General features: G+C 41.5%; 28 protein-coding genes. 17 read left to right on the top strand and 11 right to left on the bottom strand.

The genetic code is table 11. The features are described 5' to 3' along the window. Positions 1 to 20: 20 nt before the first annotated feature. A complete protein-coding gene (locus Q8G36_RS09310) occupies positions 21 to 1,064 on the top strand; it encodes a LacI family DNA-binding transcriptional regulator (RefSeq protein WP_305159751.1) in 1,044 nt (347 codons plus the stop codon). Between the two features lie 35 nt (positions 1,065 to 1,099). Here Q8G36_RS09310 and Q8G36_RS09305 read toward each other — a convergent pair whose 3' ends face one another. From Q8G36_RS09305 to Q8G36_RS09285, 5 genes are all read right to left on the bottom strand, one after another. Continuing rightward, positions 1,100 to 1,879, bottom strand: a complete 780-nt coding sequence (locus tag Q8G36_RS09305; RefSeq protein ID WP_305159835.1) for an MBL fold metallo-hydrolase — start codon at positions 1,877 to 1,879, stop codon at positions 1,100 to 1,102. A 121-nt stretch (positions 1,880 to 2,000) separates the two neighbouring features. Further along, a complete protein-coding gene (locus Q8G36_RS09300) occupies positions 2,001 to 2,876 on the bottom strand; it encodes an SDR family oxidoreductase (RefSeq protein ID WP_214743716.1) in 876 nt (291 codons plus the stop codon). A 240-nt stretch (positions 2,877 to 3,116) separates the two neighbouring features. Next, a complete protein-coding gene (locus Q8G36_RS09295) occupies positions 3,117 to 3,608 on the bottom strand; it encodes a YajQ family cyclic di-GMP-binding protein (RefSeq protein WP_063232211.1) in 492 nt (163 codons plus the stop codon). 103 nt (positions 3,609 to 3,711) lie between these two features. Further along, positions 3,712 to 3,843 carry a DUF3941 domain-containing protein gene (locus Q8G36_RS09290; protein WP_072272565.1) on the bottom strand — a complete coding sequence of 44 codons (132 nt, stop codon included), beginning with the start codon at positions 3,841 to 3,843 and terminating at the stop codon, positions 3,712 to 3,714. A gap of 68 nt (positions 3,844 to 3,911) precedes the next feature. Beyond that, a complete protein-coding gene (locus Q8G36_RS09285; RefSeq protein ID WP_305159752.1) occupies positions 3,912 to 4,778 on the bottom strand; it encodes a DegV family protein in 867 nt (288 codons plus the stop codon). A gap of 155 nt (positions 4,779 to 4,933) precedes the next feature. Here Q8G36_RS09285 and Q8G36_RS09280 point away from each other — a divergent pair, with 155 nt between their 5' ends. Next, on the top strand, positions 4,934 to 5,776 hold the full coding sequence (locus Q8G36_RS09280) for a YitT family protein (protein WP_251437055.1): 843 nt from the start codon (positions 4,934 to 4,936) through the stop codon (positions 5,774 to 5,776). A 136-nt stretch (positions 5,777 to 5,912) separates the two neighbouring features. Here the strand turns inward: Q8G36_RS09280 and Q8G36_RS09275 are convergent, their stop codons facing one another. From Q8G36_RS09275 to Q8G36_RS09265, 3 genes are all read right to left on the bottom strand, one after another. Then, a complete protein-coding gene (locus tag Q8G36_RS09275) occupies positions 5,913 to 6,104 on the bottom strand; it encodes a DUF3813 domain-containing protein (protein ID WP_137017169.1) in 192 nt (63 codons plus the stop codon). Continuing rightward, positions 6,104 to 6,256: a hypothetical protein gene (locus Q8G36_RS09270; protein ID WP_164468789.1), complete on the bottom strand. Its 153-nt coding sequence runs from the start codon at positions 6,254 to 6,256 to the stop codon at positions 6,104 to 6,106. Before Q8G36_RS09270 ends, Q8G36_RS09275 begins: the two co-directional genes overlap by 1 nt. Before the next feature lie 104 nt (positions 6,257 to 6,360). Next, complete coding sequence (locus tag Q8G36_RS09265; protein WP_305159753.1) at positions 6,361 to 7,176, bottom strand: Cof-type HAD-IIB family hydrolase; 816 nt, start codon at positions 7,174 to 7,176, stop codon at positions 6,361 to 6,363. 230 nt (positions 7,177 to 7,406) lie between these two features. Between Q8G36_RS09265 and Q8G36_RS09260 the strand changes: the two genes are divergently transcribed. The 3 genes from Q8G36_RS09260 (at position 7,407) to moaA (ending at position 9,727) form a co-directional block, all read left to right on the top strand. After that, positions 7,407 to 8,195, top strand: coding sequence for an alpha/beta fold hydrolase (locus tag Q8G36_RS09260; RefSeq protein WP_305159754.1), 789 nt, complete (start codon positions 7,407 to 7,409; stop codon positions 8,193 to 8,195). Between the two features lie 100 nt (positions 8,196 to 8,295). Then, complete coding sequence (locus Q8G36_RS09255) at positions 8,296 to 8,604, top strand: metal-sulfur cluster assembly factor (RefSeq protein ID WP_133348747.1); 309 nt, start codon at positions 8,296 to 8,298, stop codon at positions 8,602 to 8,604. A 109-nt stretch (positions 8,605 to 8,713) separates the two neighbouring features. Next, positions 8,714 to 9,727, top strand: coding sequence for a GTP 3',8-cyclase MoaA (gene moaA, locus Q8G36_RS09250; RefSeq protein WP_305159755.1), 1,014 nt, complete (start codon positions 8,714 to 8,716; stop codon positions 9,725 to 9,727). A 258-nt stretch (positions 9,728 to 9,985) separates the two neighbouring features. Here moaA and Q8G36_RS09245 read toward each other — a convergent pair whose 3' ends face one another. After that, positions 9,986 to 10,675 carry a Crp/Fnr family transcriptional regulator gene (locus tag Q8G36_RS09245; RefSeq protein ID WP_305159756.1) on the bottom strand — a complete coding sequence of 230 codons (690 nt, stop codon included), beginning with the start codon at positions 10,673 to 10,675 and terminating at the stop codon, positions 9,986 to 9,988. A 231-nt stretch (positions 10,676 to 10,906) separates the two neighbouring features. On the opposite strand from Q8G36_RS09245, the gene argC reads away from it, so the two are divergent. The 7 genes from argC to argF all read left to right on the top strand — a co-directional run bounded on the left by argC (position 10,907) and on the right by argF (position 20,359). Continuing rightward, on the top strand, positions 10,907 to 11,944 hold the full coding sequence (gene argC, locus Q8G36_RS09240) for an N-acetyl-gamma-glutamyl-phosphate reductase (RefSeq protein ID WP_305159757.1): 1,038 nt from the start codon (positions 10,907 to 10,909) through the stop codon (positions 11,942 to 11,944). 16 nt (positions 11,945 to 11,960) lie between these two features. After that, entirely contained in the window at positions 11,961 to 13,193 is a 1,233-nt protein-coding gene (gene argJ, locus Q8G36_RS09235; RefSeq protein WP_305159758.1) for a bifunctional ornithine acetyltransferase/N-acetylglutamate synthase, read from the top strand. 12 nt (positions 13,194 to 13,205) lie between these two features. After that, positions 13,206 to 13,979, top strand: coding sequence for an acetylglutamate kinase (gene argB / locus Q8G36_RS09230; RefSeq protein WP_305159759.1), 774 nt, complete (start codon positions 13,206 to 13,208; stop codon positions 13,977 to 13,979). Further along, positions 13,976 to 15,127, top strand: a complete 1,152-nt coding sequence (locus Q8G36_RS09225; protein ID WP_305159760.1) for an acetylornithine transaminase — start codon at positions 13,976 to 13,978, stop codon at positions 15,125 to 15,127. Before argB ends, Q8G36_RS09225 begins: the two co-directional genes overlap by 4 nt. A gap of 81 nt (positions 15,128 to 15,208) precedes the next feature. Then, positions 15,209 to 16,291, top strand: coding sequence for a carbamoyl phosphate synthase small subunit (locus Q8G36_RS09220; protein WP_305159761.1), 1,083 nt, complete (start codon positions 15,209 to 15,211; stop codon positions 16,289 to 16,291). Next, positions 16,284 to 19,403, top strand: coding sequence for a carbamoyl phosphate synthase large subunit (locus tag Q8G36_RS09215; RefSeq protein ID WP_305159762.1), 3,120 nt, complete (start codon positions 16,284 to 16,286; stop codon positions 19,401 to 19,403). The genes Q8G36_RS09220 and Q8G36_RS09215 overlap by 8 nt, the downstream gene beginning before the upstream one ends. Next, a complete protein-coding gene (gene argF, locus Q8G36_RS09210) occupies positions 19,400 to 20,359 on the top strand; it encodes an ornithine carbamoyltransferase (protein ID WP_305159763.1) in 960 nt (319 codons plus the stop codon). The genes Q8G36_RS09215 and argF overlap by 4 nt, the downstream gene beginning before the upstream one ends. A gap of 122 nt (positions 20,360 to 20,481) precedes the next feature. On the opposite strand, the gene Q8G36_RS09205 is transcribed toward argF, so the two are convergent. Continuing rightward, the gene (locus Q8G36_RS09205; RefSeq protein WP_305159764.1) at positions 20,482 to 20,622 is read right to left on the bottom strand and encodes a hypothetical protein; all 141 of its coding nucleotides are present in this window, start codon (positions 20,620 to 20,622) and stop codon (positions 20,482 to 20,484) included. Positions 20,623 to 20,850: 228 nt separating this feature from the next. On the opposite strand from Q8G36_RS09205, the gene Q8G36_RS09200 reads away from it, so the two are divergent. Then, complete coding sequence (locus Q8G36_RS09200; protein WP_061143036.1) at positions 20,851 to 21,030, top strand: YjzC family protein; 180 nt, start codon at positions 20,851 to 20,853, stop codon at positions 21,028 to 21,030. A gap of 51 nt (positions 21,031 to 21,081) precedes the next feature. Here the strand turns inward: Q8G36_RS09200 and Q8G36_RS09195 are convergent, their stop codons facing one another. Beyond that, the gene (locus tag Q8G36_RS09195) at positions 21,082 to 21,840 is read right to left on the bottom strand and encodes an IclR family transcriptional regulator (protein ID WP_305159765.1); all 759 of its coding nucleotides are present in this window, start codon (positions 21,838 to 21,840) and stop codon (positions 21,082 to 21,084) included. A gap of 393 nt (positions 21,841 to 22,233) precedes the next feature. Between Q8G36_RS09195 and Q8G36_RS09190 the strand changes: the two genes are divergently transcribed. From Q8G36_RS09190 to Q8G36_RS09175, 4 genes are all read left to right on the top strand, one after another. Beyond that, positions 22,234 to 23,181, top strand: a complete 948-nt coding sequence (locus tag Q8G36_RS09190) for a fumarylacetoacetate hydrolase family protein (protein ID WP_305159766.1) — start codon at positions 22,234 to 22,236, stop codon at positions 23,179 to 23,181. A gap of 1 nt (position 23,182) precedes the next feature. After that, on the top strand, positions 23,183 to 23,674 hold the full coding sequence (locus tag Q8G36_RS09185; RefSeq protein ID WP_305159767.1) for a DinB family protein: 492 nt from the start codon (positions 23,183 to 23,185) through the stop codon (positions 23,672 to 23,674). A 30-nt stretch (positions 23,675 to 23,704) separates the two neighbouring features. After that, on the top strand, positions 23,705 to 24,817 hold the full coding sequence (locus tag Q8G36_RS09180) for a cupin domain-containing protein (RefSeq protein WP_305159768.1): 1,113 nt from the start codon (positions 23,705 to 23,707) through the stop codon (positions 24,815 to 24,817). A 125-nt stretch (positions 24,818 to 24,942) separates the two neighbouring features. Continuing rightward, the gene (locus tag Q8G36_RS09175; RefSeq protein WP_305159769.1) at positions 24,943 to 26,142 is read left to right on the top strand and encodes an FAD-dependent monooxygenase; all 1,200 of its coding nucleotides are present in this window, start codon (positions 24,943 to 24,945) and stop codon (positions 26,140 to 26,142) included. Positions 26,143 to 26,171 lie beyond the last annotated feature (29 nt).

The following is a 26,171-nucleotide window of genomic DNA, read 5'->3' as shown; positions in this document are numbered from 1 at the left end:
AGAGGGGAGAGGGGAAATGCATGGCCATCACAATAAAAGATGTGGCACAGCTAGCGAATGTTGCTCCTTCAACAGTTTCTCGAGTGATTGCAAACAATCCTCGAATAAGTGAAAAAACAAAGGTACGGGTACGTAAGGCGATGAGTAAATTAGGATACCATCCAAACTTCATTGCACGTAGTCTTGCCAATCAATCGACCAGGATCATTGGCTTGGTAATGCCAAGTTCGTCAAATGATTATTATCAAAATCCGTTTTTTCCGACGATTCTCCAGGGTCTAAGTGAGGGAGCTCAGGAAAACCATTATTCCCTGTTGCTAAGCACGGGAAAAACAGAAGATGAAATCTACGAAGGAGTAGTGAATATGGTGCAGGGAGGGATGGTGGATGGAATAATCCTGATGTATTCAAGGATGAACGATCACATTCTGACCTATTTGAGAGCAAGGGCTTTTCCATTTGTGATCATTGGGAAACCCTATGATTTTATCGAGGAGATAACATATGTTGATAATGATAATGTCTTGGCTGCCGAACAGGCAACGGATTACCTCATACAGCTAGGACATGAAAGGATTGGATTCATCGGAGGTGATGTAACCCTTGTGATGACCCTTGATCGCTTGTCAGGATATGAACGGGCATTGAAGAGGGCTGGAATCGATCGAAGGAGGGAATATACCCTGCATGAAGATTTTTTGCATGAAGGGGGACAAGCAGCTGCAAAAAGGTTACTATCAATCGATGAACCACCAACCGCTTTGGTTGTCAGTGATGATCTTATGGCACTTGGCATCGTGCATTCACTTCGCGAGATGGGCGTCCGCACTCCTGAAGAAATGTCAATCGTCAGCTTCAATAACGTTCTTTTCTCTGAACTGTCATTACCGGCCCTGACTTCCGTAGATATTAATATTTTTGATTTGGGATATCAGGCCGCTAAGGGCATCATTGACATGCTGCAGACGGGGGATGCTCCTGCCGGGACCATCATTCCACATCATTTCGTGGAAAGGCATTCCTGCAGATCGATCAAGCAAGGTGCAATCGCCATGACTTATTGACGATAAGGGCATTGCAAGAGCAATGCCTTTTTTTGCTAGAAATGTACGCTGAAACTTGTGAATGCATGCACACCCGTTCCGTGTCTGACCAATTTATTCTCTTTAAGATATTCAATGGCTGCAAGGACTTCCTCAAGGATCCTTGGTTCGAGGCCGAGTTGGTTGTGTCCGCCATAGATTTTGGAGACTGCCTTGATCTTTGCGATTTTTTCTAACGAATTCACAAGGTCTTCAGGACTTGTCGAGGGATAAAATGCATAAACTGGTGTATCTGAGTAAAGCAGGTCGCCAGTAAATAAATACCCTGTTTCATTATCCAAAATTGAGATGTGGCCAGGTGAATGCCCAGGTGTGTGATAAATGCCTAAACTGCGGTTCCCAAGGTCAATCGTGTCCCCATCCGATAAGAGCCTATCAGGGTACCCCTGGTATGGCTTGTATGTAAAAGGATCGAATGATTCGGGTATGGGTACAGTGATATCCCGGGCCATGTTCTTTCTTATTTGTTCCAGGGACAAACCTTCAATGCCGTTGATCAGCCAATTGGCATCATCACCATGAACATAAATTGTATCATAATCCCCATGACCGCCAATATGATCCGCATGAACGTGTGTGGTCAAGACGATAATCGGAAGATCGGTAAGCTGGTCTGTAATCCGCTTAATCGAACTGATGCCTAACCCTGTGTCGATTAACGCAGCTCGGGTCTCCCCAAGTAATAAAAAGGAATGAACTTTCTCCCAATGACCATATTCACTGATTGCAAACGTTTTTGAGTCCAATTCCTGAACGGTGAACCATGGATCTGCAATATTTTTCAAAAATGACTCCACTCCTTCCCATTCATATATTCCGCGTTAACCGGAAATATCCTGCTTGAAAGAGTAAAAGCAGTGGATTTGTGAAATCCACTGCTTTTGGAAAGGTAAGGCCTTATCCGTTTACAACGGTTCCGCCGTTTACATGGATGACTTGTCCGCTGACATAGGATGAATCATCGCTTGCCAAATATACATAGGCTGGTGCTAATTCCTCTGGCTGCCCTGCGCGGCCCATTGGAGTATCCTGTCCGAATTTGGCAACATCCTCTTCACCGAATGAGGCAGGAATCAGCGGTGTCCAAATCGGTCCTGGCGCCACACCGTTCACTCTGATGCCATCTTTTGAAATGGAGTTCGACAGGGCTCTTGTAAATGCCAGTATCGCACCTTTTGTTGAAGAGTAATCGATTAGTTTTGGGTTGCCTTGATAGGCTGTGATAGAGGTTGTATTAATGATGCTGCTTCCTTTTTTAAGGTGCTTCAATGCAGCTTTAGTTAAGTGGAACATCGAGAAAATATTCGTGCGGAACGTTTTTTCCAATTGTTCAGCTGAAATGTCAAGGATACTTGTTTGCACGTGCTGTTCTCCGGCGTTGTTGACTAGAATGTCCAAACCGCCAAATTCATCAACCGTTTTTTTGACGACATCCTGGCAGAAGGCTTCATCACCGATATCACCGGAAATGAGTAAACATTTCTGGCCTTCTTTTTCGATCAATTCTTTTGTCGCTTTGGCATCCTCGTGTTCATCCAAGTATGCAACAGTCACATTCGCTCCTTCTTTAGCGTAGTAAATGGCAACCGATTTACCGATTCCACTGTCTCCTCCTGTTATGATTGCCGTTTTACCTTTTAGTTTGCCGCTTCCTTTGTAGGCAGCTTTAACTGAATCAGGATTCGGTTCCATTTTTGTTTCCAATCCAGGTTGATGCTGCTGATGTTGAGGTGGAAATCCTTGTTTGTTCTGATTTTGGTTTTGAGTAGTCAAGATATAAACGCCTCCTGTTTAATTATCTACGCTTTTTCTATTCCTTTTTTTAGAAAAAAGAAAACATGGAAAAAATGACCAAATAAATCATGGGTGATTATTTATATAACTAAGGGAACATGACTAGTCTTTCCATGTTCCATGAAGGAGATTCATTTGAAGAAAAGGGGGGATGACCGCTATTGAGGCAATGATGATAAATAAAAAAAGACCCACCCAAAGCAGGTGAGGCCTTCATACTTAGCGGTAATTTAAGAATTGTACATCAATGGACAGATCAGCGCCCCGGATTGCGGAAATGATTCCTTGTAAATCATCCCGGTTCTTACCGGTAACACGGATTTGATCATCTTGGATTTGGCTTTTCACTTTAAGACCGCTATTTTTAATGATGGTATTGATTTTTTTTGCTTGCTCTTTATCGATGCCTTGAATTAACTTAGCCCGTTGGCGAACGGTTCCGCCAGAAGCTCCTTCTAATTTGCCATAATCCAGGTTCTTGACGGGTACGTCACGTTTAATGAGCTTACTGATGAGAACATCCTTCAGCTGTTCAAGCTTATATTCATCGTCGGATACTAGAACCAGGTCTTCTTTTTCAATGGTGATGCTGCTTATGCTCCCTTTAAAATCATAGCGAGTCTGTATTTCCTTCATAGCCATGGTAACTGCATTCGTTACCTCTGAAAAGTCTACTTTCGAAACAATATCAAATGAATTTTCCTTTGCCATCACTTACCTCCAGCAGGGTTTATTTCCTTTATTATAGAGAAAGTGTGTTAGGAAGACAACTATCTAAACCATATTAAAAAAGCGAGGGGACAAGCCCCGCGCTTCATTTATGGTCCGTTTTCTTCGAATAGGAGTGCTTACCTGCAGCAAGGTTTTCCTGATAGGCGATATTTTTTTCAGCATTTCTCGCTTGGTTATCTTTTGGCCTTTTATTGTCATCGGTTGTTTTTGACATAGAGAAAACTCCCTTCCATTATCTGATCAATATATATTGTTCACAATTATGGAAGGGAGTATGTATGTTTATGATTTCTCAGGGGTATCGTTTAAGAAGAAGAGGGCAATTGTACCAGGACCGGCATGTGCACCGATGACGGAGCCAATTGTATGGATCATGAAATCTGTCGTCCCAAATTCATTTTGGATGGCTTCCTTCCATTCCAGGGCCGTTGCTTCATCATCACCGTGACTGATGGCAATCGTTTGGGTTGTTAAATTTTTGCCTCTTTCGTGCATTAATTCGATTACACGTTTAATCAATTTCTTTTTGCCGCGTATTTTTTCAAGCGGAACAAGCTTCCCCTCTTCAACATGCAATAACGGTTTAATGTTTAATAAACCGCCAACAAGGGCAGATGTCTTGGAGATGCGGCCGCCACGGGCCAAATATTCAAGGTTATCTACAGTGAATAGATGCTCCATATGCCGGGTTTGGAATTCGATGTCAGCCAGGATTTCTTCTTTAGTTGCACCGTTTGCTGCCAGATCGGCTGCTTTCTTTACAATTAAACCGACGCCCATCGAAGCGCATTTCGTATTGACGATTTCAATATCAAGGTCAGGGTACTCTTCCTTCACCTGATTAAGGATCATTACTGCCGTTTGATATGTTCCTGATAACTCAGAGGAAAAGGCTATATAAATCCCTTGTTTTTTCTCCTTGGCAAACTGTGTGAAAAGTTCTATAAAGTATTCTGGAGAAGCTTGCGATGTTTTCGGGGCTTTTCCCTCAATCATCGCCTGATAGACTTCGTGAGAATTAATGGTAAGTAAATCTTCATAATTTTTCCCGTCAAGATGGACTTGTAAAGGGATTAATGAAACATTGTTTTCCTTATAGAAAGACAACGGCAAATCACATGCACTATCTGCAAGAATTGTGATAGCCATAATACACCTGCTTTCTTTTTACAATTTTTAGAAAATGAGTGGTCACTCTACTTTTTAGTGTAGCACGTACCGGTAAAAATTCAATCTCTTCGTAAATAGAATAAATAATTAAGGGTAAAAAGATAATAGAATAAGGGTGAAATGGAGGTTTTAGGATGTACAGTGGTGAAATGAAGAAAATTATCATAGTTGTGGTCGGAGCATTACTGAATGCTATCGCAATGAACTTTTTTCTAATACCGGCAAACGTATATGCAAGCGGCTTTACAGGAGTGGCCCAGCTTCTATCGAGGATGATTGGTTCTTTTGCTCCTTTTAATGTATCGACAGGTATTCTATTGCTTTTATTGAACATTCCAGTAACGATCATTGCTTGGCGAAAGGTTGGAAAGTCTTTCACTTTTTATAGTTTCCTCAGCGTTGTCTTGATGTCCTTCTTTATGGAAATCATTCCGATTACACGCTGGTCACCTGACATATTATTAAATGCGGTATTTGGCGGAGTCATAGCTGCAGTAGGTGTGGGGATCACCTTGAAATACGGTGCATCGACTGGCGGAATGGATATTATCGCCATGCTTCTGTCACGAAAGAAAGATAAACCTGTGGGTACTTATTTATTTCTGCTGAATGGCGTGATCATAGTAACGGCAGGTGCTGTTTATGGACCGGAAAAAGCTTTGTACACACTTGTTACCCTTTACACATCGACCCGTGTCGTTGACGCGATACATACGCGTCATGAAAAGCTTACGGCCATGATCATTACAAAGAAAAGCGAAGAGCTTAAACAGGCAATCCATGCTAAGTTAGTTCGCGGAATTACAAGGGTTCCCGCAAAAGGGGCGTTCACTAACGAAACTAAGGAAATGTTATTGATTGTCATTACAAGGTATGAACTATATGACCTTGAACGGATCATCAAGGAAGTGGATCCACACGCTTTCACAAACATCATTGAAACTTCAGGCATTGTTGGAACTTTCCGCAGGGAATGATATTAACAAAAAATCAAGGCCACCTGATCCCCATGGTTAAAAATTTTTATAAAGAGATCGGTGAAAAAGGAGCACGAAATAACAATTGATGAAAACAAAGCGAAAGCCTCCAGGATTATTCCTGGAGGCTTTCACGTTATTTAGAGTGGTTTTCCAGCTCTTCCTGAAGTTCTCGCAGTTGTTCTTTTTCGGCCTCGGTCGTATTGGCAAAGGCTGATGAAAGAGCGTTTTTAGCGATTTCCTCTGTCTTTTGCTGGTCACCGTCATGCTCAGAGTGGAGAGCTTCTTCAACAAATTCCCTAGCCTTCTGGAATAATTTGTTTCCCATTAGAAGCCACCATAGCTTTGTTCAGACATAATTCTTAACCTGTCTTTTTCAGCCTCTTCAAACGTAGTGTGATAAGGGATTTTTTCGGCATGCCTGGCAACACTTTCTTTGCCTTGCTGTACAAATCGTTTAGATTTACTGCTTTTACCCATTCTTATCTCCTCCGATTCTGAGCGTAGTCGACAACGGAATGGAAGCTGTTGTCCTTATTAGTTTGGCTTGAAAGATAGATCTTATGAAGGTAAAAATTGACGTATTAGGCTTTTATATTGAATTTTTCTTCGAGGAAGACGGCTATACCATCTTCTTCATTCGTCAATGTAGTCATATTTGCTACCGTTTTTACTGGTGAGATCGCATTTCCCATGGCCACCCCGGTTCCCGCGTAATCGAGCATTTCCAAATCATTATCTTCATCACCGAAAGCGATTATCCTGTTTTGAGGAATTTCCAGATAGTTGGATACGCGCTTTAGACCTACGGCTTTACTTAACCCGCTTTTTATTATTTCGATAATATGAAAAGGCTCTGCCCAGCGGCGATGGTCGACCAATTCTGCATGGACATCGGATAAATGCTGGCGAATCTGTCCTACGAATTCACTATCTGTGTGAATTAGCATCGAAGTTGGGGAATCCTGAAGGTAATTGCGCAAGTCACCTGTCTTCATGATCGGATTTCCTACATTGAACATGTTCATCAACTTTTCATCATGATAATGAACATAAACTTCATCCCGGACTTCTGCAATGATGTTGTGATATTTAAACTGATCACACGCTTCAACAATATCTTTCGCAACACTTATATCCAGGGGAGAGTGGTATACCCCCCAGCTTGTATGTAATGGGTGATGGACGAAAGCGCCATTGAAATTAACGATTGGTGTAGTCAACCCCAATTCCCGGTAATAAAGTTCACTTGAGCGAAAGGGACGCCCGGTAGCGATCATAACTTCGTGTCCATCTTCTTTTAGTTTTAGGAGTGTTTTTTTAGTCCTTGAAGAAATTGTTTTGTTATCTGTAAGTAGAGTACCATCAAGATCCAATACGATTAAATGTTTCTCAGCCATGTACACACCTTCTGTTCTTTTTGATTTCATTATAGGCAAATATTGTTAAGCCTATTTTAAAGTAAATGTAAATCTTTTTCATTCTTTATGCATTCCTGTATGATATTACTATATCCAGGATTATGATAATTAAAGCGATGCTCAGGTTTAAAGGAATGGAATGATGAAAGCCAATGCCATTTTGATAATGGTATTGAAAAGACCGGAACAAATTATTCGGAGGGGTTAACTTGATAATAATTGAAAAAGAACTAATTGGACATATTCCTGTATTGCACCTAGGTGAAGAAACCACTTTCAATCAGGAATTGCCGATTATTCTTTTTATACATGGTTTTCAAAGTGCAAAAGAACACAATCTTCACTATGCTTATTTATTGGCTGAAAAGGGTTTTCGTGTGCTTCTTCCCGATGTGATTCATCATGGGGAAAGGGAAGCTGGTTTAAGTGATTCTCAAATGATGCCCCGTTTTTGGGAAATGGTTTTACAGACAATCCAGGAGTTATCTTTGTTGAAGGATGATTTATTATCCCGAAAATTAATTGATCCTGACAGAATTGGCGTAGCAGGTACCTCCATGGGGGGGATAGTGACTAATGGGGCTTTGGCTGCTTATGAATGGATATCTGCCGGAGTCAGTTTAATGGGAAACCCATCATATGTCGCGTATGCAGAGCTCCAAATGGCGGAGATTAAGAAAAGGAAAGTTAATTTCCCAGCTGCTGATGAGGAAGTTGCCAAGGTGATTGAACAGCTCAAGCCATTTGATTTGAGTCTTAATCAGGATAAGCTTTCCAACCGTCCGCTTCTTTTTTGGCATGGTGCCAAAGATCCGGTTGTTCCTTATCAACATGCATATCGTTTTTATGAAGGGGTCAAAGCAGGGTATAATGAGGCAGATGAAAAAATTGATTTTATCCTTGACCCTAAGGCTGGACATAAGGTGAGTAGAGAAGGCGTGCTTATGACTGCAGACTGGTTCGCGAAACATTTGCTGTCAACTGTGCAAAATGCTTAAGTACTTACTCAAAATCTGTTATGATTCTAATACGGACATAATATAATGATGAACCCGACAATCTAAAACGAAGAGATTTTCCATAAAAGGAGTGATCGAAGTGGATCAAGATACAAAAGACATTATTTTTGGAGCTTTGGAGCAGGTCATTGACCCAGAGCTTGGTATAGATATCGTTAATTTAGGTTTGGTATATGATGTGGATATGGATGAGGAAGGTTTGACTACGGTAACGATGACATTGACAGCAATGGGCTGTCCGATGGCTGGGACGATCGTCGATCAAGTTAAATTGGTTCTGGAAGATATCCCCGAGGTCAAGGAAACGGATGTGAAGATTGTCTGGAGTCCGCCATGGACTAAAGACAAAATGTCCAGATATGCTAAAATTGCATTAGGAATCAAATAATAACTCTGTAATAGAAATGTAAAGCCAGTCAAAAAACGGTGAAACCATTCAATGGAACCACTTTTTATGGTCTGGTTTTTTTCTTATACTTTTGGCTAGGAGTGGTTAATTGAGCAGTCATATTAAAGATTCATTGGACAGGCCGCTAAGGGATTTAAGGATTTCAGTCATAGATCGCTGTAACTTTCGCTGCCAGTATTGCATGCCTGCTGAAATCTTTCATGAGAATTTTCAGTTCCTGCCTAAAAGTGAGCTATTATCTTATGAGGAAATTGTAAGGCTTTCTAAAATATTTGCAAGCTTAGGGGTAAAAAAACTAAGGTTGACGGGCGGGGAACCATTACTTCGGAGAGATCTTACCACTCTGATTTCAAATCTCGTTAAAATTGATGGTATTGAAGATATTGGATTGACTACGAATGGTGTCTTCTTGAAAAGACATGCCGCAAATTTGAGGGCAGCTGGTTTGCAGAGGGTGAATATCAGCTTAGACAGCCTCGATGATGAACTTTTCAAGAAGATGAACGGCAGGGACATCGGCATAAAGCCTGTTATTGAAGGCATCGCTGCTGCCAAAGAAGCCGGGCTTGGCGTTAAAGTGAATATGGTAGTGAAAAAAGAAACCAATGAATCTCAAATCCTGCCGATGGCCCGATTTTGTAAAAATGAGGGCATTCAATTACGCTATATTGAGTTCATGGATGTCGGGCATACAAATGGCTGGCAGTTGAAGAATGTCATTACGAAAAAAGAACTGCTTGCGATGCTCCAAACCGAATTCGAACTTGAACCGGTTGAAGAAGATTATTTTGGAGAGGTGGCAAAACGCTTCCGTTATAAGGGCGCTACTGCAGAAGTGGGCTTCATAACCTCGGTATCCGAGTCTTTTTGTTCGAGTTGTACACGTGCACGTCTTTCTGCTAATGGAAGTTTATATACATGCCTGTTTAATGGAAAGGGACATGACTTGAAGTCATTGCTCCGTTCCGACATGACAGATGAAGAATTGACGGGGTTCATCATTTCTCTTTGGAATCGTAGGGACGACCGCTATTCGGATGAGCGGGCAGCGGGAACAGTGAAGAAACAGGAAAAAATCGAAATGTCATTCATTGGCGGGTAATATACATAAGTACTCCTTTCCGAATGAATGGAAAATTAAGGGATGGCAGCTATGCCATCCCTTTTTTTGTATAGTTGTTAGAAACCTCTGATGCCAGTCAATGGACGAAATCGATTTTTATACTTTTTTTATGCATTTTTATATAGGACATATGGTAATGAAAATAATTCAATGGTCCTAGGGATGGATTAGCCTGTAATAAACGCCAATCATTTTAAGATCAGTAAGGCATTATGTACGGCTGCTTTATGGGTGGGATTAATCGATGGTACAGATTTCTATTGGACAGTTTTCGCAGTCGATTTCCTGTTTTAAATAGTCAAAGTCAAGAATCGTAATGCGTCCCTTTTTGATGGAGATGACATTGTTTTTCCTTAATTGAGCGAGCATTCGATTGACTACCTCGCGGGATGTGCCGCAAAAATTGGCGAGTTCTTGGTTTGTAAAGGGAAGATTGATAATTTTACCGTCTTCTGCTTCAGAGCCATAGCTATTTGATAAACGGATCAGGGTGGAGTAAAATGCACCTTTCTTACCGTGTAGGAGCATATCACGGAATTTAGCCTGATTTTTACGGTTTTGAGCGGATAACCATGTCATCATCTCAACTGCAAGATGGCTATCGAAGGCGATTTTTTCTTCTAATGCTTGTTTGGAAATAACTGCAACAGTTCCATCTTCCATCATTTTTGCATTCATCATATATTTAGGATTTTGAGAAAATAGGACTGTTTCCCCAACTAAATCATTCTCCGCACTAATGCGTATAGTTAATTCCCGACCGTCGGGAACAACCTTACTCACTTCCACTTTCCCTTTTATAATGTAATACAAATCACTTGCTGGGGTGCTCTCCTGAAAAAGGTAGTGCCCTTTTTCCATATGTTTAACTTGTTGTTTATTATCTAAAATTGCATGCATCCGATTAGATAACGATAATTCATTCATGCATATGACCACCTTTCAGATACCGTCATTACTCAATTACTACCTTTGATTTAAACGGAAAAAACCCTAGCAGTCAACATATTTGGATAATATAGGATTTTTGGTGGATAATTTTTCATTTTAAATTTTTGTTTGAAAATTTATAAAAATACATTTGATTTTATTTTTATTCAGTCTTATAATAATAGAATCAAAGAATGACAGGGACCTGAAATTATAGGAGATGGTTTTATGAACGTATCAATAGTAGGTGCAACGGGTTATGGAGGAGTGGAACTAATAAGATTTTTGAATAATCATCCGCAATTTAAAATAAAATCATTGCATACTTCATCCCAATTTGGTCGAAGTTTATATGAAGAAAATGCACATTTAATGCATATGAAAGATACATTAGAAGAAATTGATCCGGAAGCGATTGCAAAAAAATCAGATATTGTATTTCTTGCAACTCCTTCCGGTGTTTCCTCGCAATTGATTTCGGAATTTTCTGACCTTGACATAAAAGTAATCGACCTATCGGGAGACCTAAGACTTCAAACTCCAGGTGAATACGAACACTGGTATAAAAAACCAGCCGCGCCACAGCATATTATTGAAGAAGCCGTTTACGGATTGGCTGAATGGAATGCTGAAGCAATAAAAAAAGCAACGATTATTGCAAATCCTGGGTGTTACCCAACCGCTTCACTATTAGGGCTTGCCCCTTTATTCACTGAAGGATTGGCCGGAGCAGCTGCCGAAGTGATCATCGATGCAAAATCCGGGGTTTCAGGGGCAGGTAAATCACCTTCGGCAGTCACCCATTATAGTGAAATGAATGAGAACTTTAAGATATATAAGGTAAATCAACATCAACACATACCGGAAATCGAACAACAGCTTGGGCGATGGTCATCAGGTTTACAGCCTATTACCTTTAATACTCATCTTGTGCCAATGACAAGAGGGATTATGGCAACGATGTATATAAAGGTAGATCGGGAAACCTCAAATGTTGAATTAAAGGATTTATACGAAACCGTATACGAGAACCACCCATTTGTCCGGGTACAGCCCCTTGATCGCTTTCCATCCACGAAACAGGTATATGGATCGAACTTTTGCGACATTGGCGTCGATTATGATGAAAGGACAGGTAAGGTAACGGTGGTTTCAGTTATTGATAATTTAGTGAAGGGTGCTGCAGGGCAGGCCATTCAAAATGCAAATATATTAATGGGACTAAAAGAAACGGCAGGACTATGGAACAGTCCGCTATATCCGTAAACTTTGGAGGGAAACAATGAATACACTACAGCCAGTTGAAGAAATCAAACAAATTCAAGAAGGAAACATTTTAATGCCCCAAGGGTTCAAAGCGTCAGGTGTCCATGCGGGATTACGTTATTCCAAAAAGGACGTTGGCATCATTTTTACCGATGTCCCAGCATCAGCCGCGGCGGTTTATACACAAAATGTAGTTCAAGCCGCTCCAATCAATGTAACGAAAGATAGTATTGCCGTTACTGGAAAACTTCACGGCATTGTAGTGAATAGTGCTTGTGCGAATGCTTGTACAGGTGAACAGGGTTTAAAAGATGCAAATGAAATGAGGAAGCTTGCGGCTCAAAAGTTCGGTTTGGAGGACCATTCATTTGCAGTGGCTTCAACGGGAGTCATAGGGGAATTCATGGAAATGGAAAAAGTAAGAAAAGGCATAGAGTCATTGCATCCAGAAAATACACCTGAAGCTGCTGAAGATTTTGGTACCGCCATTTTAACAACGGATATTGTAACGAAGAGCTGTGGTTATGAAACAATTATTGACGGTAAAACCGTGAAAATGGGCGGTGCTGCAAAGGGTTCGGGAATGATTCATCCAAACATGGCCACAATGCTCGGTTTCATTACGACGGATGCTGTCATTGAACCGGATGATTTACAGCAAGCATTATCCTCCATTACAAATGATACATTCAATCAAATCACGGTTGATGGCGACTGTTCAACGAACGACATGGTATTGGTGCTGGCGAATGGGGAAGCGAACAATGAACCGTTGACACCTAACCATCCGGAATGGTCCATCTTCCTGGAATTATTAAAGCAAACTTCCGAAAATCTCGCCAAACAAATTGCGAAAGACGGAGAAGGTGCCACAAAACTGATAGAAGTGAATGTTCATGGCATGAATACGAAGCAGGATTCACAGATGATGGCGAAGACGATCGTTGGGTCAAATCTAGTGAAAACGGCAGCTTTTGGAGCGGATGCAAACTGGGGACGAATCATTGCTGCAATGGGAAGAAGCGGAGTGGGATTCAATCCGGATCAAACAACGATCGTTTTTGGTGATATCGTCGTACTTAAAGATGGTGAGCCAATCATGTTTTCTGAGGAAGAAGCCAAAGCATACTTGGAGAACGAAAGTATCATCATTCATGTTTATTTGAAAGATGGTAATGAATCAGGCACGGCATGGGGCTGCGATTTAACCTATGATTATGTGAAAATAAACGGAAGCTATCGTTCGTAAGAGGTGAAAAGTATGGACATATTAGTCATAAAGTGCGGCGGCAGCATCATTAATGAGTTATCGGAGTCTTTTTTCAATAGTGTTAAAGAGTTACAAAACCGCGGCTACCATATTGTGTTTGTGCATGGAGGCGGCCCTGATATAAATTCAATGCTAGAAAAATTTGAAATTGAACCAGTATTTGAAGATGGTTTAAGAAAAACGACCACTGAAGTGTTGGAAATTGTGGAACTTATGCTGGCAGGCAAATCGAATCGCAGCCTCGTTCATAAATTGGAATCTCATGGCATCAAGGCAATCGGTATAAATGGCTCTGACGGTGGAATTCTCACAGGTGATTATATCGATGAAAAGAAACTTGGAGCTGTTGGTGAGATACAACAGGTCAATACGGAATTATTCGGACTTTTATTCGAAAAAGGTTATTGTCCGGTATTGACGCCCATTTCAACTACCGAAGAAGGCACAAAATTAAATGTCAATGCCGATATGGCTGCTGGGTCTGTAGCTAAGGCATTATCGGCCGATATGTGTTTATTTGTGACCGATGTTAAAGGGGTCCTGAAGAATGGGCAGATCATTGAGAGATTGAATGAAACGGAAACGAAGAATATGATCATGGATGGAAGTATCCATGGGGGAATGATCCCGAAAGTCAATACAGCGTTGTCGGTGCTGAATAAAGGGATTGAAGAAGTGATGATCGTTAGTGGGAAAGATCATTTTTATCAAGGCGGACAATTCATCGGTACGAAATTTCTTCAGGAAGAAGGGGTATTTCAATGAGTTCTTTATTTCCAACATATGCAAGGTGGAACATTGAGCCAAGAAAAGCGTCAGGATTGAAGATTACGAGTGTAACAGGTAAAGAGTATCTGGATTTCACATCCGGAATCGGGGTTTTGAATCTTGGACATTGTCATGAGAAGGTAAAAATGGCCGTTACGGAACAGCTTAATAAATATTGGCATGTATCGAACATGTTTCAAAGTTCCATACAGGAGCGGACAGCAAAAATGCTGGCTGATGCCTCTGGTTTAAGTCAGGTGTTCTTTGCCAACAGCGGTGCCGAGGCGAATGAGGCAGCTATCAAACTAGCACGTAAAGCTACTGGGAAAAGCAAAATTGTCACATGTCAGCAGTCTTTCCACGGCCGTACGTTTGCAACGATGGCTGCAACGGGTCAGGAAAAAATCAAGACTGGTTTCGGACCGATGCTAGCTTCGTTCGAATATGTTCCATTTAATGATAATGATGCCATGACAGCAGCAATCGATGAAAATACGGCAGCTGTAATGATTGAAATTGTTCAAGGAGAGGGCGGCATCCATGTTGTACAGCAACCATATCTGGACGCGATTCAAACTAAATGCCAAGAACACGGAGCTCTCCTTATCATTGATGAAATTCAGACTGGGATAGGGCGTACAGGGAAACCATTTGCATTCCAGCATTTTAATATCCAACCGGACATCATCACTTCAGCAAAGGGGCTGGGAAATGGCCTGCCAATCGGGGCGATGATTGGAAAGGAAGCACTGTCTGAATTCTTTAACCCTGGAAGTCATGGATCCACTTTTGGAGGTAATCCCGTTAGTGTCTCAGCGGCCGAAGCCGTGTTAAAGGAAATTTTCCAATCAGGGTTTTTAAAAGAAACCGTTAAAAAGGCTGAATACCTTGAGAGCGAATTGGCAAAAGCATTGAAGGACATGGAAGAAGTGAAAGAGATTCGCGGACTGGGAATGATGGTCGGAATTGAATGTAGACAAGATGTTCAGGTGTTTTTAATGGAACTGCAAGAAGAGGGCTTACTTGTATTGAGTGCAGGTCCTAAAGTACTTCGTTTACTCCCATCTCTGACAGTTACCGAATCGGAGATCGATAGGGCTATAAACAAGATTAAAAAAGTATTGGCAATTAAACAAATTGTCTAAATTTATTGAATTTTTATAGAACAAAATGAATAATTATGCTATTGTATATATAAATATACATCATCTAAAGAGGTGAAGATCATGAAAAGCTATCTATATTTAGAGAATGGTTCCGTCTTTGAAGGGGAACTGCTGACTAAATCGACTGAAAAAACAATCACTGGAGAGATTGTCTTTTTTACAGGAATGACCGGATATCAAGAAGTGTTGACAGATCCTTCCTATAAGGACCAGATTGTCATCTTCACATACCCACTAATCGGGAATTATGGAATCAATGAACATGACTTTGAAAGTAAGAAGCCGCATGTTGCCGGTGTGATTGTATACGAAGGAAATATGAGCCATTCCCATTATCAAGCTAAATATTCACTGGGTGAATATTTAGACAAGTGGAACATACCTCTTTTAAGCCATGTTGACACAAGAGCGGTCGTTAAGAATATAAGACAGGAAGGTTCCATGCAGGCAGTCATCACAGCGGAAGAAAAATACACTGTCGTACCTGGCCTGAATGGTTTGTCAGCCCACGTTGCTGAGGTATCCACAAAGGTTGTCGAGAGTTTTGGGGAAGGCGACAAGCACGTGGTAATGATGGATTTCGGCTATAAAAAATCCATATTGGATTCATTGGTCGAGCAAGGCTGCCGAGTCTCTGTCGTACCATTTGATACTGAATTCGAACAAATCAAGGACTTGAAGCCAGATGGTATTTTGCTTTCAAATGGACCTGGGGATCCAAAACAGCTTGAATACCTTTTAGGAAACATAAAAAAGATCATTACGAATTTTCCAACGATGGGCATCTGCCTCGGTCATCAATTAACGGCCCTTGCCTTAGGTGGAAATACTAAAAAAATGCTGTTTGGACATCGCGGTGCGAATCAGCCCGTGGTCGATTTGAAAACGAAAAAGGTGTATATGAGTTCGCAGAATCATAGTTATGAGGTTGATGAACCGAGCTTACAAGGAACATCGCTTCAAGTGAGATTCAGAAACGTGAATGATAACACGGTTGAGGGGCTCATGCATGAAGACTTGCCAATCTTCACTACCCAGTACCACCCAGAAGCAAATCCAGGACCTATCGAGAGTTCATTACTATTCAATGACTTTTTACAAATGATAAATGATTATAGCGGGAGAGAAAAAGCTTATGCCTAAGGACGACACGATACAGACCATTCTAGTGATTGGTTCGGGGCCGATTGTCATCGGGCAGGCCGCCGAATTCGATTATGCAGGTACACAGGCCTGCCTTGCTTTAAAGGAAGAAGGATATAAAGTCATACTGGTCAACAACAATCCTGCAACGATCATGACTGATGATATGAATGCGGATGCCGTCTATTTCGAACCTTTAACGGTTGATGTACTGGAAAAGATCATTTCCAAAGAAAAGCCGGATGGCCTGCTCGCTACATTAGGCGGTCAAACAGGATTGAATCTTGCTTATCAATTGGATGATGCTGGAATACTTGAAAAATATAAAGTCAAATTATTGGGAACTCCGATCGATTCCATCAAAAAAGGGGAGGATCGTGAACTGTTCCGTGAGTTGATGTTTGAAATAGGTGAACCCGTTCCCGACAGTACAATTGTCCATACACTTGAAGAAGCGTTGGCATTTGCCGACAAAATCGGTTTCCCCATCATCGTTCGTCCCGCTTATACACTCGGCGGAACTGGCGGTGGAATTGCTGATTCACTGGACACCTTTAAGGAACTTGTACGGGGCGGACTTCAAGAAAGCCCGATTACACAATGCTTGATTGAAAGAAGCATAGCTGGTTATAAGGAAGTCGAATATGAAGTTATGCGAGATGGCAACAATACGTGCATCACCATCTGTAATATGGAAAATATCGACCCGGTAGGGATTCATACAGGTGATTCAATCGTCGTGGCACCATCACAGACTTTATCGGATGATGAGTTTCAGATGCTGCGTGCCGCTTCCATTAAAATCATTTCTGCTTTAGGTATCATAGGCGGCTGTAACATTCAATTTGCACTTGATCCGAATAGCAAGCAATATTATTTAATAGAAGTAAACCCGCGCGTCAGCCGTTCATCGGCACTAGCTTCCAAAGCAACAGGTTATCCCATAGCACGCATAGCCGCAAAGCTAGCTGTCGGCTACGATTTATCGGAGCTCATTAATCCTGTAACGAATAGCACTTATTCAAGCTTCGAACCTGCTCTTGACTATGTAGCGGTTAAGTTCCCGAGGTGGCCATTCGATAAATTCACGACCGCCAACCGCAAATTGGGAACACAGATGAAGGCGACTGGTGAAGTGATGGCATTACACCGCAGCTTTGAAGGGGGAGTCCAAAAGGCCGTCGATTCTTTGGAATTGAAAACGATTGGGCTGCAGCTATCATCGCTGAAAAATAAAACGGTTCCTGACCTTTGGGGAAAGCTTGCAGAAAAATCTGATGAACGAATATTTGTCATTTTTGAAATGCTTAGAAAAGGTGTGACGATTGAAGAAATCCATGAAGCGACAGCCATAGATTATTTCTTCCTTAAATCCTTTGCATCATTGATTCAAAACGAAATGGAGATTGAAGCTAAGGCAATCGATCAGGTAACAAGGGAAGAACTGCAGACATACAAGGAAAAGGGCTTTTCAGACCGCTATCTTGCATCCGTATGGAAAGTAAGTGAGATGCAAGTGAGAGCACTCCGCAAATCACTAGGCCTTACGGCGGTCTACAAAACGGTTGATACATGTGCAGCCGAGTTCGCATCACATACGAACTATCACTATTCAACATATTTTGGTGAGAACGAACAGCAAAAAACTGATAAAAAGAAAGTCTTGATGATTGGCAGCGGTCCGATTCGCATCGGACAGGGAATAGAATTTGATTACTGTTCGGTTCACGGTGTTTATGCACTTCAGGATGAAAATGTTGAAACGATCATGATCAATAATAACCCGGAAACGGTAAGCACGGATTTTGCGACGGCAGATCGTCTTTATTTTGAACCTTTAACTCTTGAATATGTTCTTAATGTAATAGAAGCGGAAGATATAAAAGATGTTATCGTCCAATTTGGTGGGCAGACTGCGATAAACCTGGCAAAAGGCCTGGAAGAATACGGTGTCAATTTGTTGGGGACTTCATTCGATACACTTGATCAATTAGAAGATCGTGATCGTTTTTATCAGCTTCTTCAAAAACTGGATATCCCCCATGTACCGGGTTCAATGGCCAATGGTGAAGAACAATTAATTGCCCGTGCAGAGGCAATCGGTTTTCCAGTGCTCTTACGCCCATCCTATGTAATAGGCGGCCAGGGAATGGAAATCATCCGCTCCAAGGAAAGCTTATTGAATAGAATGGCAAATGGAACGGCACTTGTATATCCCGTGTTGATCGATTCCTATATTCCAGGGAAGGAAGCCGAAATCGATTTGATTGCGGATGGAAATGAAGTATACATTCCCATCATTGCCGAACATATAGAGAAAGCAGGCGTCCATTCAGGGGATAGCATGGCATTATTGCCAGCTCAGTCCTTAACGGATGATATCAAAGATAAAATGACCCTTTATGCTGAAAAATTAGTTAGGGAACTTGGTTATAAAGGACTTATGAACATCCAATTCGTGATTGAGGGAAATAGTGTATATGTATTGGAAGTGAATCCTCGTGCCAGTCGGACAATTCCGATCATCAGTAAAGTGACCGATGTATCCTTGGTGCAAATAGCGACAAAAATATTGCTCGGGAAATATTCATTGTCGAATGCGTTCGAAAAAACGGGCTTAATGGAAGAAATTCCATATGCTGTCGTCAAATATCCGGTATTCTCTACATTTGCACTAAGCGGACTTGATTCGAAGGTAGGTCCGGAAATGAAATCAACAGGTGAAGGAATCGCCATCGGAGAATCGGTAAATGAAGCGTTAACAAAAGTATTCCATGCTCAAAAAGCTAAACATACTTCAGGTGTTTATCAATCAGGGTCAGTCCAATTAAGTGAAGATTTGTTAGTGCAAATCAAAGAAGCAGGTTTGACATTGGGGAATTCAGATTTTGATAAATGGTTAAATGAAGGAAATGCAGCGGTCGTTTTGGCATATGGAACAACGGAAGAAGATAAGAAGCTAAGGTTACTTGCAGCGAAATACCGACTGCTTGCATTTACGGAAGAAGAAACTTTCAAGGCCTATCTACAATCGGTAGAAAATGCTGATCCAGGGGTTACCTCGCTTCAGGAATGGCTTGTATCATATTCGAAAGGAGTGTCACACGTATGAGTTCAATGACGGCACCGACACAAGTGAAAATTTTAAATGGAAAAGATTTCTTGACCATGAAAGAGTCTACACCAACGGCAATTGCAGATTTGTTAAAGCTGGCGCAGACCATTAAAGGCAAATTGCAAGCTGGTGAAGAATATACGCCTTTAAAAGGGAAAACGCTGGGGATGATCTTTGAAAAATCGTCTACCCGTACCCGTGTTTCTTTTGAAGTAGGCATGATGCAGCTTGGCGGACACGCTTTGTTCCTAAGTGGCAATGACTTGCAAATTGGACGTGGTGAAACTATTTCCGATACTGCAAAAGTCCTTTCTGAATACATTGATGGCATCATGATTCGTACCTTCGAGCATGAAAAAATCCTGGAATTGTCAGAAAATGCTTCTATCCCAGTCATCAATGGGTTAACAGATCTTGCACATCCTTGTCAGGTGCTTGCTGACTTCTTGACGATCATCGAGTTAAAAGGGCAGTTAAAAGGCTTGAAGATGAGTTATATCGGTGATGGCAATAATGTTGCCAATTCATTGATGGTAGGCTGTGCAAAAATGGGAATGGATTTTTCCATTGGGTGTCCAGAGGCCTACAAACCTGATGAAAAGGTCGTCGCCTATGCTCAAAAAGTGGCAGAAGAGACTGGCAGTGAAATTGTGGTGACAACCTCAGCTTCGGAAGCCATAAAAGATGCGGATATCGTCTATTCCGATGTATGGACCTCCATGGGGCAGGAAATCGAGAATAGTCTCCGCTTAGAAGCTTTTAAAGATTATCAAATCAATAGTGAACTTGTAAAACTTGCTAAAGAAGATTATTTATTCATGCATTGCCTGCCTGCCCACAGGGAAGAAGAGGTAACGGCTGAAGTCATCGATGGACCTAATTCCGTCGTTTTCCACCAAGCCGGAAATCGTCTTCATGCCCAAAAAGCGGTCCTGGTGGATTTAATGTCTTAACCATAAAAGGCGTCTGCTCAGTTTGTAGAAAAAAGGGTTTCGGAATGGTCTCATTCTGAAACCTTTTTGAATTGGATTTGTAGCAGTTATAGAGAATAATAACTGGATCATACTTGGGCGTCCTACCGCTGAAACATATCTTCCATCGAGTCATAAATGAAAGAGAAATCAATTGATGCCTCCATTTTTCGAACCAAATGGTTCGATGGCGCCAGTTGATCTAAAGTAAATCTTTTCAAGTTAATCCCGCTGAATGGAATCATGTTTAGAAAGCATCCTTTTCACCTCAAGTTTTAATCCAACTATTTGAAAACAAAAAAGACTGCAGACAAACTCAATTATTATCGAGTTTGTCTACAGTCTAAGCGTCTGCTCAGAGAACAGACGTTTTTTTAATTCTGCCGAATTTCCTGTGTGTCATTAATTTTTCTGACATGAAAGGAAGGAACCTGGTAATAATAACAGGGAAAGCATGTAAAGGGGTGAAATCTATGGGGCAAAATCGCCAATTTAAGCCAGGTCAGAAGGCACCTAATAATGGGACCTACGTAGAAATCGGTGAAACGGGAAGCACGGTAGTGAATCCGAAAATGGTAAAGCTTGATGCAGGGGATTCTTTTCCTGAAACATCCAATCATAACCGGATTTGGACATATCAGCGGAAGCCATGAAACATCTAAAAGCAGGAAAAAGGATGTTCGCCATCCTTTTTCCTGCTTTTTCTATTCACCGGAATAACCGAATATTTTCGAGATTTCCAAACAGCACTTTCTTAAATAGTCGCTTAAGGGATCTTCGTAATGATCTGGAATGCTTTCGGTGAACCCAACGGCAGTGATCGCTCCCAACAATTCTGAATTATAATTAAAAACCGGAATGGACATGGATGAAACAGAAGGTACAAGCGGCTCTTTGGCAAAAGCTATTTTGTATTTCCGAATTTCATGATATTCAATTGTTTCTTTAAGGAACGAGCCTGTAACATTACGATCTTTTTCAATCCAGTCCTCGGTCAAGGAAGGATCCTGAAATACAGTGAATACCTTTCCGGAAGAGGATGATGGCGGAAGACGCGTACCTAACTGTGCCCCGATGTTTAAGTTTTGGTTGGAATTCCATATTTTCGCGGTAATTGGCCCATCATATGTCCAAACGGAAAAAAGGACTGTGCAAGAAGTATGGTGACTGATTTCCTGTAAATAAGGAGTTATTCTGCTCGTGACATCCTCATTTCCTATCGCTGCCATGCCGTATTGGATCAGTTTGCTCCCAAGGTGATACATACCGGTTGTCTTATCGCGATATAGTAACTCCAGTTGAGTCAAAGTATTCAAATACTTATAGAGGTTACTTTTCGTTATTTCCGTTGATTCTTGAATATCAGAGAATCTTAAAGGAGTTCTTTGGGAAGCAAGTAAATCTATGATGCTCATCCCTATTTGTAATGATTGAATCGTCGAACCGGATTTTACGATTTCCATAAGTCAATCTCCCTAATCTGTTTTAATTTAGGTCTAGTATATCAGAATCTGTAAAATATAAATGAAATTTAGCAAGAAAAACCGCTGGCTGCTTGAAGCTATCAATATACTTTCCTTTTAAATAAATAAACTTAGCGGAATTTATAATGGATTCCGAAGTACTGATAATGGTGTAGATGATAACATTTGCACAAAAATATTCAATACTTTCTTGACAATATTCCGAAAATTGAGTTATTATTTATATAAATAGTGAACAAAGTTATCTATAAGTGGATTCTATAAGGTGTACAGTCATTCAAATTCTGGTTTGTAAAGCGAATCCAGCAGAATTAGGATGGTGGCCTCAAAAGAGGCTTTAAAAAAAATCAGATTAATAAAGGAGAATGAAATATGAAATTAGTAACTTTCAGCAGTCAAGGATTTAAACGTATTGGTGCAATTTATCCGAATGATGTAATAGTCGACTTGAACTATGCCTTTCAAGCGCTTCTTGAAAGCGAAGGGAAACTCCGCAGTGAACAAATCGCTGAAGCGTATGTCCCTGCAACTATGGAGGCGTTTTTACAGGGAGGGAATGAAAGCCTTTCCATCGCGAAAAAGGCTGCGGACTACGCATTGGACAATCGTGATTCCTTCAGACATAAATTGGTACATCAAATTGAAAACATAAAGCTTGAGGCCCCTGTCCAAAAGCCAGGCAAAATTATTTGTGTCGGACATAACTACCGTGAGCACATTGCTGAAATGGGTCGTGAACTGCCTCCATTCCCTGTGGTATTCGCAAAGTTCGCCAATACAGTAATCGGTCCCCAGGATGATATACCGTTTTTCCCAATCTCTGAACAACTAGATTATGAAGCGGAATTCGCTTTTGTAGTCGGACAAAGGGCACGTAATGTGTCAAGAGAAGATGCTCTTGATTATGTAGCTGGTTATACAATTGCGAATGATGTCACGTACCGTGATATCCAACGGCGTACACTTGAGTGGCTTCAAGGGAAAACGGTTGAAGGAAGTGCTCCGATGGGGCCTTGGTTAGTCACTTCCGATGAACTATCCGATCCATCTGGCTTAAATGTCCGATTAACGGTAAATGGCGAAGAACGCCAAAAAACGAATACATCCAACTTCGTATTCGATGTGAAGTATCTAGTTGAATTCTTATCGAATTTAATGACTCTTGAACCAGGTGACATCGTACTCACAGGAACACCTGGTGGGGTAGGAGTAGCCCGTGATCCACAAGTGTTCTTAAAAGATGGTGACGTTGTCAAAATCGAAATCGACAAAATAGGTTATCTTGAAAACCGTGTGAGACGTGTCGGGGAGGGAAAATAAAATGGCATATCAGGAAATCGGGACATCAATCCAATCGGTTCAACAATCAATCGACCACATTCTTGAGACAGCGGCAAACCTCCCGGAAGAAACGATCAGATTTAAGCCTACAGATGATGAATGGTCAATCATGCAGATACTTTCCCATTTAGCTGAGGCCATTCCTTATTGGTTAGGTGAAGTGGAAACTGTAATAGCGAAGCCTGGAGCCAAATGGGGGCGTGGATTGCAAGATCCAGCCCGATTGGCAGCAGTTACCGATACTGACAAGCTTGCTGTTGATGATGTCATGAAGCAAGTGGAGGAGCTTAAATATAAAGTGGAGAGCAGACTCGGGAAATTAGATGAGGAAACACTGTCAAAAGAATCGCCACACCGGAATTTCGCTAAATTCGGAAACAAACCAGTTTCTTATATAGTCGATCACTTCATCGATGAGCATGTTTCAGGACACTATGATCAAATTAAGCGAAATCTTTCTAAAATCCAGTGAGGAAAGATAATAAAGAAAGTAGGGATTAATATGGCTGAAAAATCGGAATACATGAATAGTACAATCGTAAAAGATTTTACAAAGGATATTCAGCAGTATAACCTTGGGCCACTGTGGGAAGCCATTCCCGCTTTGATGGACCATGAACCTAAACCTCATGCCCATGCTTATTTATGGAAAGAAGAGCTTTTGACGAAAAAATTGATGGAAGCAGCTGAAATCTTCACACCTGACCGAGGAGGGGAGCGCAGGGCCATTTATTTTCAAAACCCTGGCCTTACTTATCGCCAGCCTTGGGGATGGGCTTCGACAACACAAACGCTTTATGCAGCGGTTCAGCTATTGTTGCCAGGTGAAGTGGCCCCTTCCCACCGTCACTCCCAAAGTGCACTTCGTTTCATTACGAATGGTGAAGGTGCCTACTCCATCGTGCAGGGAGAAAGGATCTTCATGGAAGAAGGAGATTTCTTGATCACGCCTAAAAACCTATGGCATGGTCATGGACATGTTGGCGAAAAACCAATGATTTGGATGGATGCCCTTGATATCCCAACCATCTATTCCATAGGTGGCACTTTCTTTGAACCATATCCAGATCGGATTGAAACGCCTAAACGGCCGGATAACTTTTCAGAGCTCCGTTATCAAGGCGGAATGGTCCGTCCAGTATCCGACCGTTATTCACAAGTGGCACCGCTTGCCAATTACAAGTGGAAAGGCACTAAAGCAGCGATAGAAGGATTAATGAATTTCGAACCGGACCCATATGAAGGTTTCGCCGTGGAATATATCAATCCATCAAATGGCCAAACGGCCAATCCGACGATGGGGGCATGGATGCAGAAACTTCCTAAAGGTTTCCATACGAAAGCACATCGCCATACCCATTCCACAATTTATCAAGTGCACCAAGGATCAGGCTATACGGTTATTAATGGAGTGCGTTTTGACTGGTCCAAGGGAGATTATTTCGTCGTTCCGAATTGGGCATGGCATGAGCACGTTGCAGAAGCGGATTCTTACTTATTCTCTGTGAACGACCTACCAATAATGGAGAGATTCGATTTGGAACAGCAACAGGCATTAGACGCAAACAATGGTTACCAAAAGGTTGAAAGTGAATTCAAGCCTGTTTTGATTTAAAAATAATCTGTTTGGAACTTTTAGCTTGATCCTGCAATATATGGAATGCCAGTCGAATGAAAATGCTTACTGTGGCATTGGTCCGCAACATTGGCTAAAAACAACTAATATAGGGGGAATTGATGATGAACACAGAAAAAAAACCATTCATCGTTATCGGTGGGGGAATTGGCGGATTGGCAACTGCTTTAGGAATCGCAGAAACTAAACAGTATGTAAAGGTCCTTGAACAAGCTCCCGAATTTGGTGAAATTGGTGCAGGGATTCAGCTTGCAGCAAATGCCACCAACGTATTGCAGCGTTTAGGCGTCATGGATAAAATCAATGAAATTGCAGTATTTCCAAAAAGATTGGTGCTGATGGATGCCTTTTCCGGCAAAGAGCTTTCCGCTTTGGATTTAGGTGATGTTTATAAAGAAAGATATGGAGCGCCGTATGTTGTTTTGCATCGTTCCGATTTGCATAAAGTACTGGCTGAAGCCTGTGAAAAGAACCCGTATATTGAACTGGTTACGAACCAAACCATTATTGAAACAGTAGAAAATGAAGGGGCAGTGACGGTTACTTCTGCCAACGGGTCTAAACATTCAGGAACTGCTGTCATTGGAGCCGATGGATTATGGTCCAAGGCACGGAAACTTTTTGTGGAAGATCAACCGGTCTGCTCTCAATATGTTGCATACAGGGGAGCGATCCCGATGGAAGAGGTTACGAGCCATGGAGATTTAGATGATGTATATATGTGGATTGGGCCAAACCTTCATCTTGTTCAATACCCTGTTAGAAGGGGAGAACTATACAACCAAGTAGTGGTGTTCAAAAGTTCTCAATACACGGAAGAAAACGAAAAAACAGATCAATGGGGAACCCCGGAAGAAATGGACAGTGTATTTGCCGGAACTTGTGAGCTTGTTCAGAATGCGATTTCATTCATTCAAAGGCAACGCCGCTGGCCGATGTATGACCGTTTACCAATCGATAATTGGACAAAAGGAAGAATTACGCTTACGGGCGATGCTGCACATCCGATGCTTCAATACTTGGCACAAGGGGCTTGTCAGGCTTTAGAAGATGCAGCTTATTTGTCGGATATGCTTCATAAGCATGGGAATGACATTGAACAGGCATTTTTGGAATATCAAGAGGAACGCATTCCGCGTACAGCTAATGTTCAAACGAGTGCAAGAATGTGGGGGGAAATCATCCACAATACGACCGTTGCAGGCATTCTGCTCCGAGATACGATCTTTGCAGGTCGGACGGATATGGATTTCCAATTCGTCGATGAATTTCATGGTTACAATAAAACGGCCGTGAAAGCATAATCCGTTTTGTTTCATCTGAATTAGGAATT

It is taken from the genome of Peribacillus frigoritolerans, from assembly GCF_030676415.1.
GTDB lineage: Bacteria > Bacillota > Bacilli > Bacillales > DSM-1321 > Peribacillus > Peribacillus frigoritolerans_A.
This window is presented reverse-complemented; position numbering and strand designations above follow the sequence as displayed.